Origin of the sequence: Novosphingobium piscinae (assembly GCF_014230355.1) — a bacterium.
Taxonomy (GTDB): domain Bacteria; phylum Pseudomonadota; class Alphaproteobacteria; order Sphingomonadales; family Sphingomonadaceae; genus Novosphingobium; species Novosphingobium piscinae.
Window position 1 is genome coordinate 40658 of record NZ_JACLAX010000008.1, and the last position, 14935, is coordinate 55592.

Consider the following 14935-nt stretch of genomic DNA (forward strand, 5'->3'; position numbering starts at 1 on the left):
CCGCCGGAGCTCAGCGCACCTGCGGGCGGTGGGCGCGCTGGAAATAGCGTTCCATGCGCTCCATCGCCTCGGGCGAGAGCCGCACGTGGGCCCGGCGCGCGTCGGTGGGATCGGGCTCGCGCACCACCAGCCCGCGCTCTTCCATCAAGGCCAACCAGCGCAGCGCCGTCGTGGTCGGCACGCAGGCGCCGATGCAGGCGCTGGTGACCGGCACCTGTTTGCCTTCCAGTCCGGCGATGAACAGGTCGAGCAGCATGTCCCAGGCCGGTTCGCCGAACAGGGTATCGTTGTCGAAGAACTGGCCGCGGTTGCGGCGACGCCGGTATTCTGCCCGGGCCATGACCAGCACTGTCGCAGGATCGGCGGCGCGGGCAGCGTCGTCGCCGTGCGGAACGATGCCTTCCAGATCGGCTGCCAGCGCCAGCAGCTCGTTGGCCATCGCGATCAGCTGCCGGACGTCGAGGCGGGTGGCCGCGAACTGTCGATCGTCGGCCGGGCGCGGCGCCAAGGCCGGCGCCGCGGCTTCCCGATTGCTGCCGCCCCCCATTGTTTCAACACCTCCAGCATGGTTCCGTCCGGGCCAAGGCCCTGGTCCGCAGTCAGGCCGGGAAGGATAGAGCGGGAGCGCCGGGGGCGCGGCGCGAGACTAGTCCGATCCCGAGGAATTCTCGGGCAGGCCGAACTGCGCGCGCAGGTGCTCGATCGCCGTGGCCAGATGGACGGCCGGCAGCCCGGCTCCGATCCGGTCGAGTGCCGCAAGGCAATCCTCCAGGCGGCACAGGATCTCCGCTGGGCTGTCGGGGTCGGGGTTCGACCACATGCATTCGACTCCGCCGGTTCGGGCAAACATGAAACGCGACATGGGTTGTTCCACCGCGCCGGTGGGGGGCGGCGCATCGCACCGTTATGGAACAATAACATGAAGTCGATGTTGCCCGGCGAACCCGCACAAACCCCGAGAAGCCCGGTCGCCCGCTCGCCGCGGGGGCTGCCACACTCGAATCGGTGCACCGGCTGCCCGCGCCGTCACCGCACCGACCGGCAGGGGTGGCCGCAACCGGCGCAAGCGCCTATAGAGTGCGGCCGCCGCCCGGTCGCTGCCATTCCCGAGGTGACATGCCGATTGCCCCGCCGCTACTCCTGACCTCCGGACAACGCCTGCGTGCGCTGTTGCCGGCATTGGGACTGCTGGTGGCGGTGGTGGCTGGCGGGCCGGTCGGCTGCGCGCCCGATCCCGATGGCGATGCCGCCCGCAGCCCGGGCACCGGGCTGGGGATCGATCAGGCGGCGATGGACAAGACCGTCAAGCCGGGCGACGATTTCTACGGCTATGCCAACGGCAGCTGGATGCGTGCGGCGGTCATTCCCGACGACAAGTCCCAGCTTGGCGCCTTCGATACCGCGCGCGAGCGGACCGAGGAGCAACTCACCCGGCTGGTCGACGACATCGTCAAGGGGGATGCCCCGCCCGACAGCGACCCGGGCCGGATCAAGACCTATTACACCGCCTATGTCGATACCCGGAGCATCGATGCGGCCGGACTGGCGCCGGTCCGGCCCGCCTTGGCGCGTTTCGCCGCGATCCGCGACGTTGCGGCGCTCTCACGCGTGCTGGGCGCGCAGCTGCGGGCCGACGTCGACCCGCTGAACAACACCCATTTCCACACCGAGAACCTGTTCGGCCTGTTTGTCACCCAGTCGCTCAGCGGCTCGGCTGTGATGCCCTACCTGCTCCAGGGCGGGCTTGGCCTGCCCGACCGCGACTATTATCTCTCGGACAAGCCCAGGCTGGCGGCGATCCGGACGCGCTACCGGGCCTATGTGGCCGACCTGCTCACCGCGGCCGGCTTGCCCGATGCCGCAGGCCGCGCCGACCGTGTGGTCGCGCTCGAGACGCGCATCGCGCAGGCCCATGCCACCGCGGAGCAGAGCGCGGATTTCCAGACCGCCGCCACGGAATGGACCCGCGCCGACTTTGCGCGCAAGGCCCCAGGCATCGCCTGGGACGGGTTCTTCGCCGAGGCGGGGCTCGCCAGCCAGGAGCGGTTCGTGGCCTATCACGCCGCGCCGATTGCGCGACTGAGCGCGCTGGTCGCGCGCGAACCGCTTGAGGCCTGGCAGGACTGGCTGGTGTTTCACGAGCTCAACCGCAATGCCGATGTCCTGCCCAGCCGGCTCGACCAGCTGCACTTCGCCTTCTACGGCACAGTGGTCGAGGGCCGTACGGCGCAGCGTCCGCGGCCAAGGCGGGGGATCGATGCGCTCAATGCCGCGCTCGGCGAGCCGCTCGGCAAGCTCTATGTCGAACAATACTTCCCGGCGCGCGCCAAGGCCGAGATCGAAGGCATGGTCAGCGAGATCAAGCAGGCCTTTGCGCAGCGCATTGCCCGGCTGGACTGGATGGCGCCGACCACCCGGGACGAGGCGCTCGCCAAGGTGCGCTCGATCGTGGTCGGGATCGGCTATCCGGACCGCTGGTCCGACATGTCCGGGCTCGTGCTCCAGCCCGGCCGGGCCTATGCCAACAAGCAGGCTGCCGAGCTGTTCCGCACCCGTCAGCAGCTGGCCAAGCTGGGCAAGCCGCTCGACCGCAGGGAATGGTGGATGAACCCGCAGCTGGTCAATGCGGTGAACCTGCCGGTGCAGAACGCGCTGAACTTTCCCGCGGCGATCCTGCAACGGCCCTTCTTCGATCCCGGCGCCGATCCCGCTTTCAACTACGGCGCGATCGGTGCGGTGATCGGGCACGAGATCAGCCACAGTTTCGACAACAATGGCGCCGCCTTCGATGCCGCAGGCAAGCTGCGCAACTGGTGGAGCGAGGCCGACCTGGCGCGCTTCCGCCGTTCGAGCCGGGCGCTGGTCCTGCAGTACAACGCCTATCGTCCGTTCCCGGACCTGCCGCTCAACGGCGAGCTCGAGCTGGGCGAGAACATGGCCGACGTCGCCGGCCTGGCCGCCGCCTACGATGCCTACCGCGCCTCGCTCAAGGGTAAGGAGCCCCCCGTGATCGAGGGCTTCACGGGCGACCAGCGGTTCTTCATCGCCTATGCCCAGGCTTGGCAAAGCAAGATGCGCGACGAGGCCCTGCGCGCCCGGGTGGCGACCAATGGCCATGCCCCAGCCCCCTACCGCGCGCTGACCGTTCGCAACATCGATGCCTGGTACCGCGCCTTCGATGTCCAGCCGGGGGATCGGCTTCACCTGCCCGAAAGCAAGCGCGTACGGATCTGGTAAGCGCTCCCGAAAAGCCGCACGGCCGCTTCAGCGGTCCGGCCGTTTTCCCGTTAACACAACCGATGAGGGTGAGGGAGGGTGGTGGACGCACTAGGGCTCGAACCTAGGACCCGCTGATTAAGAGTCAGCTGCTCTACCAACTGAGCTATGCGTCCACATGGCTTACCGCGCTGGTCTGCCAGGGTTCCCGTCGCCGGGAGCGCCCCCTATAGCGTCGAAATCCGGGGTGGGAAGGGGGTAATTCGCCGCAGCGCGAAAAAATGCGCGGGGGTCGCCGGGACCCGGTCAGGCCAGGCTGCGTGCGCCGCTGCGGTTCCAATTGGCCACGGCCATGATCGTGCCGATGCAGATCATGTTGGTCATCATCGACGAGCCGCCGTGGCTGAGGAAGGGCAGCGGAATGCCCACCACCGGGGCCAGCCCCATGACCATCATCAGGTTGATGCAGACATAGAAGAACACGGTGAAGACCATGCCCCCGGCGAGCAGCTGGGCAAAGCGGTCGGTCGTGCCGCGCGCGGTGCGCCAGCCCCAGCCCAGCACCCAGGCGAAGGTGAGAATCACGAACAGCCCGCCAAGCATCCCCCATTCCTCGGCCATGGTGGCGAAGACGAAGTCGGTATGGGCCTCGGGAAGATAGTCCAGATGGCTCTGCGAACCGTTGCCGAAGCCCTTGCCGGCCAGTCCGCCCGAACCGATCGCGATGGTCGATTGGAGGATGTGATAGCCGGTGCCGAGCGGATCTGCCGCAGGATCGAGGAACACGAACACGCGCTGGCGCTGGTAGTCATGAAGCAGGGTGAAGAAGGCCAGCGGAGCGGCCACCGCGGCAACGCTGCCGGCGGCGATGAACCACCACAGTGGCACGCCGGACAGGAACACCACCACCGCCGCACCGAAGGTGATGGCCAGGCCCGTCCCGAGGTCGGGCTGGATGATGACCAGCCCCGCCGGCACCGCCAGTAGCGCCGCGGCAGGCACCAGCGCGCGCCAGCTGGCGGTCATCGACGGCGGCAGATCGTCGTAGAAGCGCGCCAGCACCAGCACGATAACCGGTTTCATCAGCTCGGACGGCTGCAGCGTCATGAAGCCGAGGTTGAGCCAGCGCTGGCTGCCGCCGCCGATCCCACCGATCAGTTCCACCAGCACCAGCAGGACGAGGACCACGCCATAGATCGGATAGGCCAGCTGCTTGAACGTCTCCTTGCGCACGCGACTGATCACGATCGCCATGCCGAGGAACACGAAGAAGCGCACGAAGTGGTTGAGCGCCCAGGGCCGCAGCGATCCGCCCGCCGCGGAATAGAGCACGGTCGCGCCGAAGGTGACCAGCGCGAGCAGCGGCAGGATCACCTGCCACGGCTGCCGGGCAACGGGATCGGGAACCAGGCTGCTGTTCATGGCGCCGCCCCCCGATCGCCGCCGCCATCGCCGTCCGCTGCGGGCTGGGGAGCGGGACCGGATCCGGCCGCTGCCGCGCCGGGCTGCGGCGGCTCCTCGCGCACGGTGTCGGGCGTGGTGCCCGCCGCCTCGACCGGGGCCTCGGTGTTGTCGGCCTGGGTGATCGCCGCGGCCACGGCGGAATCGTCGCCCACGCTGGGCGCCCCTGTCCCGACCTTGGCGACATAGGCGCGGTAGCGCGCCTCCATGCGCTCGGTCGGGGTGCCGCCCCAGGTCTTCTCCATCGCCAGCAAGGTGTCCCAGGCCCGGGCCGGGTCGAACAAGTAGGTCATCACGTCCCGCGCGATCGGGGCGGCGGCGCGCGCGCCGAACGTGCCGTGCTCGACCACCACCGACACCGCATAGCGCGGCGCCTCGGTCGGGGCATAGCCGATGAACAGCGAATGGTCGCGCGACTTCCAGTCCCCGACGTGGCCGCGGCTGACCAGCGCGCGCACCTGGGCCGTGCCGGTCTTGCCCGCCATGCGGATGTCGCCCAGCTGCAGCTTGCTGGCCACGGCAGTACCGCGCCCGTTGACCACGGCGAACATCCCGTCACGGGCCACGGCGAGTTGCTCTGCGGTGAAGGGCAGGGCCGGTCCGGGCGATGCCGGCTTGCCGAAAATCAGCGAGGGATTGAGCGTGCGGCCCGAGGCGATCCGCGCGGTCATCACCGCCAGTTGCAGCGGCGAGACCGAGACATAGCCCTGGCCGATCGACGCGTTCAGCGAATCCGCGGCGGTCCATGGCTGCTTGTAGCGGCGCATCTTCCAGGCCGCGTCGGGCACGGTGCCATAGCGCTGGTTGGTGCCGGGCAGGTCGAACTCCTGCCCCAGCCCGAGCATCCGGGCGACCGGCGCGATCGCATCGTAGCCGACGCGGTGCGCCATCGACCAGAAGTAGGTATTGCAGCTGTGTTCGATGGCCCCGCGCATGTCGACCGAGCCGTGAACCGCGTCGCAGCGGAAGAAGCGCCGTCCCAGCCGGTAGCCGCCGGGACAGCCAACCCGCTCGGCCGGATCAACTCCGGCCTGCTGCAGGGCGAGCGTGGCCATCGGCTTCATCGTGGAACCGGGCGGATAGAGCCCGCGCAGTGCCTTGTTGAGCAGTGGGATGTGATCATCCTCGTTGAGCATCTTCCACTGCAGCCGGCCGATCCCACCGACAAAGCTGTTGGGATCGAACGCCGGCATCGAGACCAGCGCGAGGATCCCGCCGGTCAGGCAGTCGACAACCACCACCGCCGCGGATTCGAGGCCGATGCGCCGCGCGGCGTAGTCCTGCAGGCCGCCGTCGATGGTCAGCTTGATCGTGCCGCCGGGAACGTCCTCGCGCATCGACAGGTCGCGCACCACCCGGCCCGTGGCGGTCACCTCGGTCCGCCGCGCGCCGGGCACGCCGCGCAGCGTGGTCTCGAATTCCTTCTCGAGCCCGTCCTTGCCGACCTTGTAGCCCGGGGTGATCAGCAACGGATTGCGATCGACCTCGTAGTCCTCGGCCGAGGCCGGGCCGACATAGCCGATCAGGTGTGCCACCGCCGGGCCGGTCGGATAGTAGCGCAGGAACCCGCGCTGGGGGATTACCCCGGGCAGTTCCGGCAGGCGGATGCTGACCGCCGAGAAGGCATCGAAATCCAGCTTGGTCGCCACTTCGACCGGCTGGAACCCGCGGCTCCGCTTGATCTTGTCCGACAGGTCCTGCAGCTGGACGGGGTTGAGCTTCAGCAGGCTGCCCAGCTCGGCCACGGTCCGCTCGGGATCGACCACGCGCTCGGGCACGAGATCGACGCGGAAATCGGTGCGGTTGGTCGCCAGCGGCGTGCCGTGCCGGTCGAGAATCCACCCGCGCCGCGGAGGGATCAGCGACAGGTTGACGCGGTTGCTTTCGGACAGCGTCTGATAGCGTTCGTTCTGGAACAGCGCGATGTAGCCCATCCGTGCGGCCAGCAGCACCCCGATACCGCCCTGGACCGCGCCAATCACCACGCTGCGCCGATCGAAGCTGTTCGCCAGCGTGCCCTGGCTGATATGCCGGCCAACCGACTGGCGCGTGCTGTCGCGGCGGCTGAATGGCCACATCAGCTGATGCTCCGGAACCGCAGCAGGCGCAGCCGGTCACACAGCGCGATGAAGCGCTCGACGAGAGGAAAGATCAGGATCGCCAACACCAGTTGCGGCCCCAGCACGCGAATCAGCGGCAGACTGCCCGGGGGGACGGCGATGATTCCGGCGAGGACCAGGTAGCCGGTCATGAACCCGGCGGCCACCGCCCAGTCGAGCAGATAGGAGCGCCAGGGGAAGCGCTGTTCGATCAGGTCGAGGCTGATCATCGCCACCGACCACAGGAACATGGCCGCCCCCATGGGCTGGCCGCTGTAGAGATCGTCGATCAGGCCCAGCGGCAGACCGGCCCAGACCGGCAACAGCCCGGGATTGAGCTGTCGCCAGCCCAGCAGGACCATGAAGCCGAGCGGCGGCGCCACCGGGGCGGATGCGATGAATGGCAGGGTCTGGACCACCGAGGCGAGTGCGACGGTCAGCCAGGGCACCGCGCGGGCCAGCAGCGGGGAGTGCACCCGGTTGATCGAACGCGTCTCGCCGAGGCCGAACGGCATCAGTTGGCTGCTTCCGGCTTGGGTGCGGGCTTGCGGGCCGGACGCAGCTGGGGCGTGACAGCCGGGGGCGGGGCCAGCGCCTCGGGCATGCCGGCAGCCTGGGCATAGACCGGATAGATCGCGACGTAGTCGGCCGTGGCAGGATCGCCCAGCACGCGGGCGATGGCGCCGTCGCGGGTCAGTTCGACCACCACGGCCACGATCGTGCCGGGCGCATAGAGCCCGCCCGAGCCCGAGGTGACGAACACGTCGCCCGGCTTGAGCGGATTGAGCCCCAGATTGACCAGGCGCAGTTGCAGGGTGCCATCGCCATGTCCCTGGGCCAGCGCCGGCACGCCATCGCGCGCGCGTTGCACCGGCACCACGCTTTCCGGATCGGTGACCAACAGCACCCGCGCGGTGCTGCCGCCTACCTCAAGCACGCGGCCGATCAGCCCGGTCGGGGTGCGCACCGGCATGCCGACCTGGACACCCTGCCGGGCCCCGGCGGAAACGGTGGCGAAGCGGCGGGTACTCGAAGCCGTGGAGGCGATCATCCTGGCAAAGGCGACCGGGCGCTCGGGCACCTCGCGCAGCCCCAGCAGCGCGCGCAGGTGCCGGTTTTCGTCCGCCAGTGCGGCGGCTTCGGCCAGCCGGGTGCGGGCCAGCTCGATCTCCCGGCGCATCCGTGCATGGGTCGCCCCGCTGGTCAGGAACCCGCCGAGGATGGCCCCGAGATCCTGCGCGCCCGCCCGTCCGGCTGCCACCGTGCGTCCCGCCGGCGCGGCGACGTCACTGGCCATGCCGCGCAGTCCGCCGAACGCGTCCTTGTTGATGAAGGCGACAACCAGCACCGCGGCGCCCGCGAGCATCCCCGCAAACGCGGCCACATAGCCGAGAAACGTCCCGTATTGCGCGCGCTTCGAAAAGCCCGTGCGCCGGGAGGTCGGCGGCGCCATGCGCAGCTCCTTCCTTATCCGGGCGGACCGACCCGGCAGGACCGTCCATCCGGTCCCGGCCCGGATCGGGCCCGCAACCGATCCCGCAACCCGCTCAGGCGGTGGTCAGCACGCCCCGATAGATCGGATCTTCCATCGCGCGGCCCGTCCCCAGGGCAACGCACGACAGCGGATCCTCGGCGATCGACACCGGCAGGCCGGTCTCCTCGCGGAGGAAATCGTCCAGCCCCTTGATCAGCGCCCCGCCGCCGGTCAGGACAATGCCCTGGTCGACGATGTCGGCGGCCAGTTCGGGGGCGGTGTTTTCCAGCGCGATGCGCACACCCTCGACGATCGCGCCGATCGGCTCCGACAGGGCCTCGGCGATGTTCGCCTGGGTGATCGTGATCTCCTTGGGTACGCCGTTGACCAGATCGCGGCCCTTGATGTGGATCGTCTCGCCCACCCCATCGGCCGGGATCACGGCCACGCCGTAGTCCTTCTTGATCCGCTCGGCGGTGGATTCGCCGATCAGCAGGTTATGGTGACGGCGCACATAGGAGACGATCGCCTCGTCCATCTTGTCGCCGCCGACGCGCACCGAGGTGGTATAGGCCAGGCCGCGCAGCGACAGCACGGCCACCTCGGTGGTGCCCCCACCGATATCGACCACCATCGAGCCGACCGGTTCGGTGACCGGCATGTCGGCGCCGATCGCGGCGGCCATCGGCTCGAGGATCAGAAACACCTGGCTGGCCCCGGCGTTCGACGCGGCGTCACGGATCGCGCGGCGCTCGACCGAGGTGGAGCCCGAGGGCACGCAGATCACGATTTCCGGGTAGCGGAACATGCTGCGCTTGCCGTTCACCTTGCGGATGAAATGCTTGATCATCTCTTCCGCGATCTCGATGTCGGCGATCACGCCGTCCCGCAGCGGGCGGATCGCTTCGATGTTGTCCGGGGTCTTGCCCATCATCATCTTGGCGTCATCACCAACCGCCTTGACCTTCTTGATCCCGTTCGTGGTCTCGATCGCAACGACCGAGGGCTCGTTGAGGACAATGCCGCGATCCTGCGCGTAGACCAGCGTGTTGGCGGTGCCGAGGTCGATCGCGAGGTTCTGCGAGCCCAGCTTGAAGAATCGGGATATCATTGAGGACATCTATGGATTTCCGTGACTTCTTGGCTCATCGGAGGCCGCGCCCGCGATGCGGTCCGCGTCTGCCGGGGGGTTGGGGACGCGGCTCCTTAGCGCAGCCCCGCGGCAAAGGCCAAAATTTTGTCGCGAAAGCGGGGGACAGGATGGTTGGTCGGCTCGAAATGGGGCCGGTTCATCGTTAGCCTCGCCAACCTGCCGCCCAGCCATGATTGCGCCATGCCCACGATCCGCCGTCTTCCGGAAACCCTGATCAACCGCATCGCCGCCGGCGAGGTGGTCGAGCGCCCGGCCGCGGCGCTCAAGGAGCTGGTCGAGAACGCGATCGACGCCGGGGCGCGGCAGGTCGCCGTGCGGCTCGGCGGGGGCGGGCTCGACCTGATCGAGGTGACCGACGACGGCTGCGGGATGGACCGCGACGAGATGGCACTCGCCCTCGAGCGCCATGCCACCTCGAAGCTCCCCGACGAGGCAATCGAGCGGGTCACCACGCTGGGTTTCCGCGGCGAGGCGCTGCCGTCGATCGCCAGCGTCGCGCGGCTGACCGTGGAAAGCCGGCCGGGCGCGCAGGGCGAGGGCTGGCAGCGCGTCGTCGATCATGGGGCGTCCGTGGCCGAAGGCCCGGCCGCGCTCCCGCCGGGGACTCGGATCCGGGTCGAGGACCTGTTCGGCCGCATCCCCGCGCGGCGCAAGTTCCTGCGTTCGGCCCGGTCCGAATATGCCGCCTGCCTCGATGTGGTGCGCCGCCTTGCCATGGCCCGCCCGGAGGTGGGCTTCACGCTCGAGCACGATGGGCGCCGCGCCCTGGCGGTCCAGGGCGGCGAAGGGCTGGCCCGGCGGGTCGCCCAGCTGGTCGCGCGCGAACTGGCCGACGACGGCGTCGCGATCGAGACCGAGCGCGGCCTTGCCACAGGTGGCAGCGCCCGGCTGACCGGGGTCGCCGGTCTGCCCACCTTCAACCGCGGGGTCGCGGATCACCAGTACCTGTTCGTCAACGGCCGGCCGGTGAAGGACCGCCTGCTGATCGGTGCGGTGCGCGGCGCCTATGCCGACATGCTGGCGCGCGATCGCCATGCCGTGCTGGCCCTGTTCCTCGAGGTGCCGCCCGAGGAGGTCGACGTCAACGTCCACCCCGCCAAGACCGAGGTGCGCTTCCGCGATCCGGCGTTCGTGCGCGGCTTCATTGTATCCGGCCTGCGCCACGCCTTGGATGGCGCCTCCCGTCGCAGCGCCCAGCCCGCCGCGGCCAGCGCGATGGCGCAGTGGCAGGTCGAGCCGGTCAGCGCCCCGCCGCCGCCGGCGGTGGGCTCGCTGTTCGCCCCGCGCCCGATCCCGCCGGCGGCGCGCCTCGGCGAGGCCGGCGTAGTCTGGCGCCAGCATGAGGCGGCGGTGCTTGCGCCCGACGGGCTTCTCCCGACCGGGCGCGCCGAGGCGGCCGCGGCGGGGGCCGAGCCCGTCCCGGACTATCCACTTGGCGTGGCCCGCGGGCAGGTCGCGCAGACCTACATCGTCGCCGAAGCGGCCGACGGTCTGGTGATCGTCGACCAGCACGCCGCGCACGAACGGCTCGTGCTCGAACGGCTGCGCGCCGCGGGGGCGGGAGAGCGGGTGGCGGCGAGCCAGGCGCTGCTGATTCCCGAGGTGGTCGAGCTGGACGAACCGGCCTGCGACCGGCTCGAAACCTGCTCCGCCGGTCTTGCGGGTTTCGGCCTTGCGCTCGAGCGGTTCGGACCCGATGCCATGCTGGTCCGTGCGGTCCCGGCCCCGCTCGCCGGGGGTGACATCCAGGCGCTGGTCCGCGACATCGCTGACGATATCGCGCGTCACGGCGCGGCGCTGCTGCTGGGCGAACGGCTCGATCTGGTGCTGGCGACCATGGCCTGCCATGGCTCCGTCCGCGCCGGTCGTGCGTTGTCGGTCGCGGAGATGAACGCCCTGCTGCGCGAAATGGAGCGCACGCCCCGATCAGGGCAGTGCAATCATGGCCGCCCGACCTGGGTCAAGCTGGCGCACGGCGACATAGAAAAGCTTTTCGGGAGATCCTGATGTCATCCCCAGTCCGCTGCGCCCTGGTCCTGCTGGCGAGTGTAGGGGGAGTGGCCGCCTGCGAGCGCGGACCAAGTGCCACCGAGCGGGCCCGCGAGGACGCTCGGGCGGTCGCCATGGTCGAGGCGGCGCAGCGGGCCCATCCACCGCCTGTCGCCTTGACGCCGCAAGCGCTGTCGGCAGCGGAACTCACCGGTCACCGGCTGACGGGATCGGCTTGCCGCTTCACCGCGCGCACCGGCCAGGTCCCGGCCGGCACCACCGAGACGCTGCTGCTGGTCAATGGCGAGCGCGCGCTGCTCAAGCTTGAGGACCGTTTCATCACCCTTGCGGCGGACGGTGGCAGCCCCGAGCTGGTGCCGGCGGTCCGCCACCACTACGTCGGCAAGGCGCAATCGCTCACGCTCGAGCGCCCGCCCGGCGACGGCAGCGCGCTCGGCGTCGAGGGCCTGCGCTGGCCGGCGGTGCTGACGATCCGCGACCCCTGGCAGCAGATCGTCTTCACCGCCCCCGGCGCGCTGGTCTGCTGACCGACGCGGCGGCGCGCTAGCGGCCGATGCGCAGGCGCAGAAACAGCGTGCCCTGCACCGGCTGGCGCCCGTAGCTGGCGTCGAGCCGCGCCGGCTTGAGGAAGGTCGCCACGGTCCCGCCCAGGGCCAGCTCGCCCAGCGCGGTCGGCAGGCGCCGCGCATAGCCGGCCTGCAGCTTGGTGACCGGCACCGCGTGCTCGTGATCGGCCGCGGCATGGTCGGGGAAGAGCTCGTCGTTGCCGAGATGCTCGATCCGGCCGAACAGCGCGTGATGCCGGCCCGGCGCCCAGGTCGCCTCGGCCAGCCAGGCGGTCAGGGTCTCACCGGGCACGCGCCGCTTGGCGCTGACCGCGGCCATGGCCGAGAGCGCCCCGTCGGCGTAGTGTGCCGAGGCGGTGAACCTGCGCTCGTTCTCGCCCGGATGCAGCGCCTCGGGTTCCTTGATCGCGCCGTAGCTGGCCTGGATCGCCCAGCGCGGCGATGGCGTCCAGGTGCCGCGCACCGACCACGAATCGAGCTTGCCGGTCTCGATCGCCCAGCGCCGCTCGTCCGGCTCGCGGCCGCGGAAGGCCGAAGCCTCAAGCTGGAACTGGCGCCCGGCCACGCCCGCGGTGACCACGCCGTAGGTGATGTGGGTCGAATCGAACCAGTGGTGCGCGATGGGGGGCTCGGGATTGTAGATCGCCGAACCGCGCATCATGAACATGCTGGGTCCCAGCGCCGGTTCGCCCGCCGGTCCGCCATAGACGAACAGCGTGGTGTCGGGCGCCACGGTCACATCGACCCGGGCCGACAGCTCCATCACCAGATCGTGCGGATGCTGGCGATCAACCAGCGGCTGGCCATAGGCCGTCTCGCCGGTGGCGAAGAGGTTGGGATAGCCATCGCGCGCCAGGGTGGGCTCGTGGCTGAGCATGGTGCGCACCTGCACGCGGCCCCAGCCGGTCTCGCGGGCGAGCGTGCCCATCAGCATCGAGGTGGTGTAGAGCTTGCCGGTTCCGCGCGGGCCGCTGGCCGCGGTGTACTGGGCCGAAACGATGCCATGGAGCATCGCCATCCAGTTCCCGGCCATCAGGTGGAAGGCCGGACCGGGAGCCTCGGCTCCCGGCAGCCGGGCGGTGCCCGACCCGGTGCTGTAGGATCCGTCGGCCGGACCCATCCGGTGGGTGTAGCGGGAAGCGGACCCGGGCGGGGCGGCATGGGGCATCGCGCCGTGGTCCATCGCGCCATGATCCATCCCCTGGTGGTCCATGGCGGCGTGATCGGACGGGGGTGGCGACGGCTGGTCGACCGGGGCGGGCGCGGCGGCAAGGCTGGCGCTGGCCAGCGCCGCCATCAAGACGTGCGACATCGGGAAAATTCCTGTTCTGAACGGGTGCGGTCACGCCCGGGGTGCGGGCGCGGCGATCAGGACAGGCGTCGCGGGGGCGGGGTTTCCGGAACGGCAGGGTGCCCCTGCAAGGCGACCAGGGCCGGTGTGGCCGGCGGCAGGCCGGCCAGGACCATGTGGGCCGCCAGCGGCGCGGCGGGCTCACGCAGGGCCGCGCACCCGAGGCAGTCCTTCATCGCCGCACCGTGATGGGCGGCCGGTTCGGTTGGCGCGGGAGCAGACTCCCGGGCGTCAGAAGCGTGCCCCATTCCCGCATGGTCCATCCCGGCGGGCATGGCGGTGCCGGGCCCAGCGCGATGGTGAGCCGACGCCATGGCCGACGCCCCGGCGTCAGCCCGCCCGTGCGTTTGCGCCGTCGCGGCGGCGTGGCAATCGGGCAGCGGGGCGCAATGCAGCGGCATGGCCATGGCGGGCAGGGCCAGGCCGCAGATCAGCAGGAAGGCAAGCAGGCGGCCCAGCATGGCGCGGGATATAGCGCCTCAGACGTTGAACTTGAAGTGCATCACATCGCCGTCCTGCACCACATAGTCCTTGCCTTCCTGGCGCAGCTTGCCGGCATCCTTGGCGCCGGTCTCGCCGCCCAGGGCGACATAGTCGGCATAGGCGATGGTCTCAGCGCGGATGAAGCCGCGCTGCATGTCGGAGTGGATCGTGCCGGCCGCCTCGGGCGCCTTGGCCCCCTGGTGCACGGTCCAGGCCCGGGCTTCCTTGGGGCCGACGGTGAAGAAGGTCAGCAGGTGGAGCAGGGCATAGCCGGCGCGGATCACGCGGGCGAGGCCGGTTTCATGCAGTCCCATCTCCTCGAGAAAGACGAGCCGTTCGTCCGCGTCCATCCCGACCAGATCCGCCTCGATCGCAGCCGAAACGATCACCGCGGTCGCGCCCTCGGCCTTGGCCTTCTCGAACACCCGCGCGGAAAAGGCATTGCCGGTCCCGGCGCTGTCTTCCTCGACGTTGCAGACATAGAGCACCGGCTTCGCGGTCAGGAGTTGCGCCTGACGGAACACCCGGGCCTCGTCCTCGTCCTTGGGCACGGTCAGCCGCGCCGGCTTGCCGTCGCGCAGCAACTCGAGCGCCTGGCCCAGAACCGAGGCGACCAGCTTGCTCTCCTTGTCGCCTTGCGCCGCCTTCTTCTGCGCCGCGGGGACGCGCTTCTCGAGGCTTTCCAGATCCGACAGCATCAGCTCGGTCTCGACCGTCTCGGCGTCGGAGATCGGATCGACCTTGTTGTCGACGTGCTGGATGTCGTCGTTCTCGAAGCAGCGCAGCACGTGGACGATCGCGTCGACCTCGCGGATGTTGCCGAGGAACTGGTTGCCCAGTCCTTCACCCTTGCTGGCCCCGCGCACCAGCCCGGCGATGTCGACGAAGCCAAGCTGGGTCGGGATGATCTTGGCGCTTCCGGCGATCCGCGCCAGCTCGTCGAGCCGGGGATCGGGCACGCCGACATTGCCGACGTTCGGCTCGATCGTGCAGAACGGATAGTTCGCCGCCTGCGCCGCCTGCGTCTCGGTCAGCGCATTGAACAGCGTCGACTTGCCGACATTCGGCAGTCCGACGATCCCGCAACGAAAGCCCATCACATACTCCGAAATCCAAGTCTGG

General features: G+C 69.8%; 13 protein-coding genes and 1 tRNA gene. 3 read left to right on the top strand and 11 right to left on the bottom strand.

Annotation, left to right across the window (positions count from 1 at the left end):
* Positions 1-10 precede the first annotated feature (10 nt).
* Complete coding sequence (locus H7F53_RS09615) at positions 11-508, bottom strand: helix-turn-helix domain-containing protein (protein WP_185679268.1); 498 nt, start codon at positions 506-508, stop codon at positions 11-13.
* Positions 509-646: 138 nt separating this feature from the next.
* A complete protein-coding gene (locus H7F53_RS09620) occupies positions 647-862 on the bottom strand; it encodes a hypothetical protein (protein ID WP_185679269.1) in 216 nt (71 codons plus the stop codon).
* A 254-nt stretch (positions 863-1116) separates the two neighbouring features.
* Between H7F53_RS09620 and H7F53_RS09625 the strand changes: the two genes are divergently transcribed.
* The gene (locus H7F53_RS09625; RefSeq protein WP_185679270.1) at positions 1117-3237 is read left to right on the top strand and encodes a M13 family metallopeptidase; all 2121 of its coding nucleotides are present in this window, start codon (positions 1117-1119) and stop codon (positions 3235-3237) included.
* Positions 3238-3316: 79 nt separating this feature from the next.
* On the opposite strand, the gene H7F53_RS09630 is transcribed toward H7F53_RS09625, so the two are convergent.
* From H7F53_RS09630 to H7F53_RS09655, 6 genes are all read right to left on the bottom strand, one after another.
* Positions 3317-3392: transfer RNA gene (locus tag H7F53_RS09630), tRNA-Lys, on the bottom strand.
* 130 nt (positions 3393-3522) lie between these two features.
* On the bottom strand, positions 3523-4638 hold the full coding sequence (rodA, locus tag H7F53_RS09635; RefSeq protein ID WP_185679271.1) for a rod shape-determining protein RodA: 1116 nt from the start codon (positions 4636-4638) through the stop codon (positions 3523-3525).
* Entirely contained in the window at positions 4635-6755 is a 2121-nt protein-coding gene (gene mrdA / locus H7F53_RS09640; RefSeq protein ID WP_185679272.1) for a penicillin-binding protein 2, read from the bottom strand. The genes rodA and mrdA overlap by 4 nt, the downstream gene beginning before the upstream one ends.
* Entirely contained in the window at positions 6755-7291 is a 537-nt protein-coding gene (gene mreD, locus H7F53_RS09645; protein WP_185679273.1) for a rod shape-determining protein MreD, read from the bottom strand. Before mreD ends, mrdA begins: the two co-directional genes overlap by 1 nt.
* On the bottom strand, positions 7291-8229 hold the full coding sequence (gene mreC / locus H7F53_RS09650) for a rod shape-determining protein MreC (RefSeq protein WP_185679274.1): 939 nt from the start codon (positions 8227-8229) through the stop codon (positions 7291-7293). Before mreC ends, mreD begins: the two co-directional genes overlap by 1 nt.
* Positions 8230-8323: 94 nt before the next feature.
* A complete protein-coding gene (locus H7F53_RS09655) occupies positions 8324-9370 on the bottom strand; it encodes a rod shape-determining protein (protein ID WP_281384772.1) in 1047 nt (348 codons plus the stop codon).
* 213 nt (positions 9371-9583) lie between these two features.
* Between H7F53_RS09655 and mutL the strand changes: the two genes are divergently transcribed.
* Complete coding sequence (mutL, locus tag H7F53_RS09660; RefSeq protein ID WP_185679276.1) at positions 9584-11410, top strand: DNA mismatch repair endonuclease MutL; 1827 nt, start codon at positions 9584-9586, stop codon at positions 11408-11410.
* Positions 11410-11940, top strand: coding sequence for a hypothetical protein (locus H7F53_RS09665; protein WP_185679277.1), 531 nt, complete (start codon positions 11410-11412; stop codon positions 11938-11940). Before mutL ends, H7F53_RS09665 begins: the two co-directional genes overlap by 1 nt.
* Positions 11941-11956: 16 nt before the next feature.
* Here the strand turns inward: H7F53_RS09665 and H7F53_RS09670 are convergent, their stop codons facing one another.
* Genes H7F53_RS09670 through ychF form a run of 3 tightly spaced genes read right to left on the bottom strand, consistent with a single transcriptional unit; the run spans position 11957 to position 14910 of the window.
* Entirely contained in the window at positions 11957-13291 is a 1335-nt protein-coding gene (locus tag H7F53_RS09670) for a hypothetical protein (RefSeq protein ID WP_185679278.1), read from the bottom strand.
* A gap of 56 nt (positions 13292-13347) precedes the next feature.
* Positions 13348-13791 (bottom strand): hypothetical protein, encoded by a 444-nt coding sequence (locus H7F53_RS09675; protein WP_185679279.1) that lies wholly within the window; start codon positions 13789-13791, stop codon positions 13348-13350.
* A gap of 18 nt (positions 13792-13809) precedes the next feature.
* On the bottom strand, positions 13810-14910 hold the full coding sequence (gene ychF, locus H7F53_RS09680; protein WP_185679280.1) for a redox-regulated ATPase YchF: 1101 nt from the start codon (positions 14908-14910) through the stop codon (positions 13810-13812).
* Positions 14911-14935 lie beyond the last annotated feature (25 nt).

What these genes read in the sequence shown, in the direction of transcription:
- H7F53_RS09620 (WP_185679269.1), bottom strand. Translation starts at nt 862, where the DNA reads ATGTCGCGTTTCATGTTTGCCCGAACCGGCGGAGTCGAATGCATGTGG.
- H7F53_RS09625 (WP_185679270.1), top strand. Translation starts at nt 1,117, where the DNA reads ATGCCGATTGCCCCGCCGCTACTCCTGACCTCCGGACAACGCCTGCGT.
- rodA (WP_185679271.1), bottom strand. Translation starts at nt 4,638, where the DNA reads ATGAACAGCAGCCTGGTTCCCGATCCCGTTGCCCGGCAGCCGTGGCAG.
- mrdA (WP_185679272.1), bottom strand. Translation starts at nt 6,755, where the DNA reads ATGTGGCCATTCAGCCGCCGCGACAGCACGCGCCAGTCGGTTGGCCGG.
- mreD (WP_185679273.1), bottom strand. Translation starts at nt 7,291, where the DNA reads ATGCCGTTCGGCCTCGGCGAGACGCGTTCGATCAACCGGGTGCACTCC.
- mreC (WP_185679274.1), bottom strand. Translation starts at nt 8,229, where the DNA reads ATGGCGCCGCCGACCTCCCGGCGCACGGGCTTTTCGAAGCGCGCGCAA.
- H7F53_RS09655 (WP_281384772.1), bottom strand. Translation starts at nt 9,370, where the DNA reads ATGTCCTCAATGATATCCCGATTCTTCAAGCTGGGCTCGCAGAACCTC.
- mutL (WP_185679276.1), top strand. Translation starts at nt 9,584, where the DNA reads ATGCCCACGATCCGCCGTCTTCCGGAAACCCTGATCAACCGCATCGCC.
- H7F53_RS09665 (WP_185679277.1), top strand. Translation starts at nt 11,410, where the DNA reads ATGTCATCCCCAGTCCGCTGCGCCCTGGTCCTGCTGGCGAGTGTAGGG.
- H7F53_RS09670 (WP_185679278.1), bottom strand. Translation starts at nt 13,291, where the DNA reads ATGTCGCACGTCTTGATGGCGGCGCTGGCCAGCGCCAGCCTTGCCGCC.
- H7F53_RS09675 (WP_185679279.1), bottom strand. Translation starts at nt 13,791, where the DNA reads ATGCTGGGCCGCCTGCTTGCCTTCCTGCTGATCTGCGGCCTGGCCCTG.
- ychF (WP_185679280.1), bottom strand. Translation starts at nt 14,910, where the DNA reads ATGGGCTTTCGTTGCGGGATCGTCGGACTGCCGAATGTCGGCAAGTCG.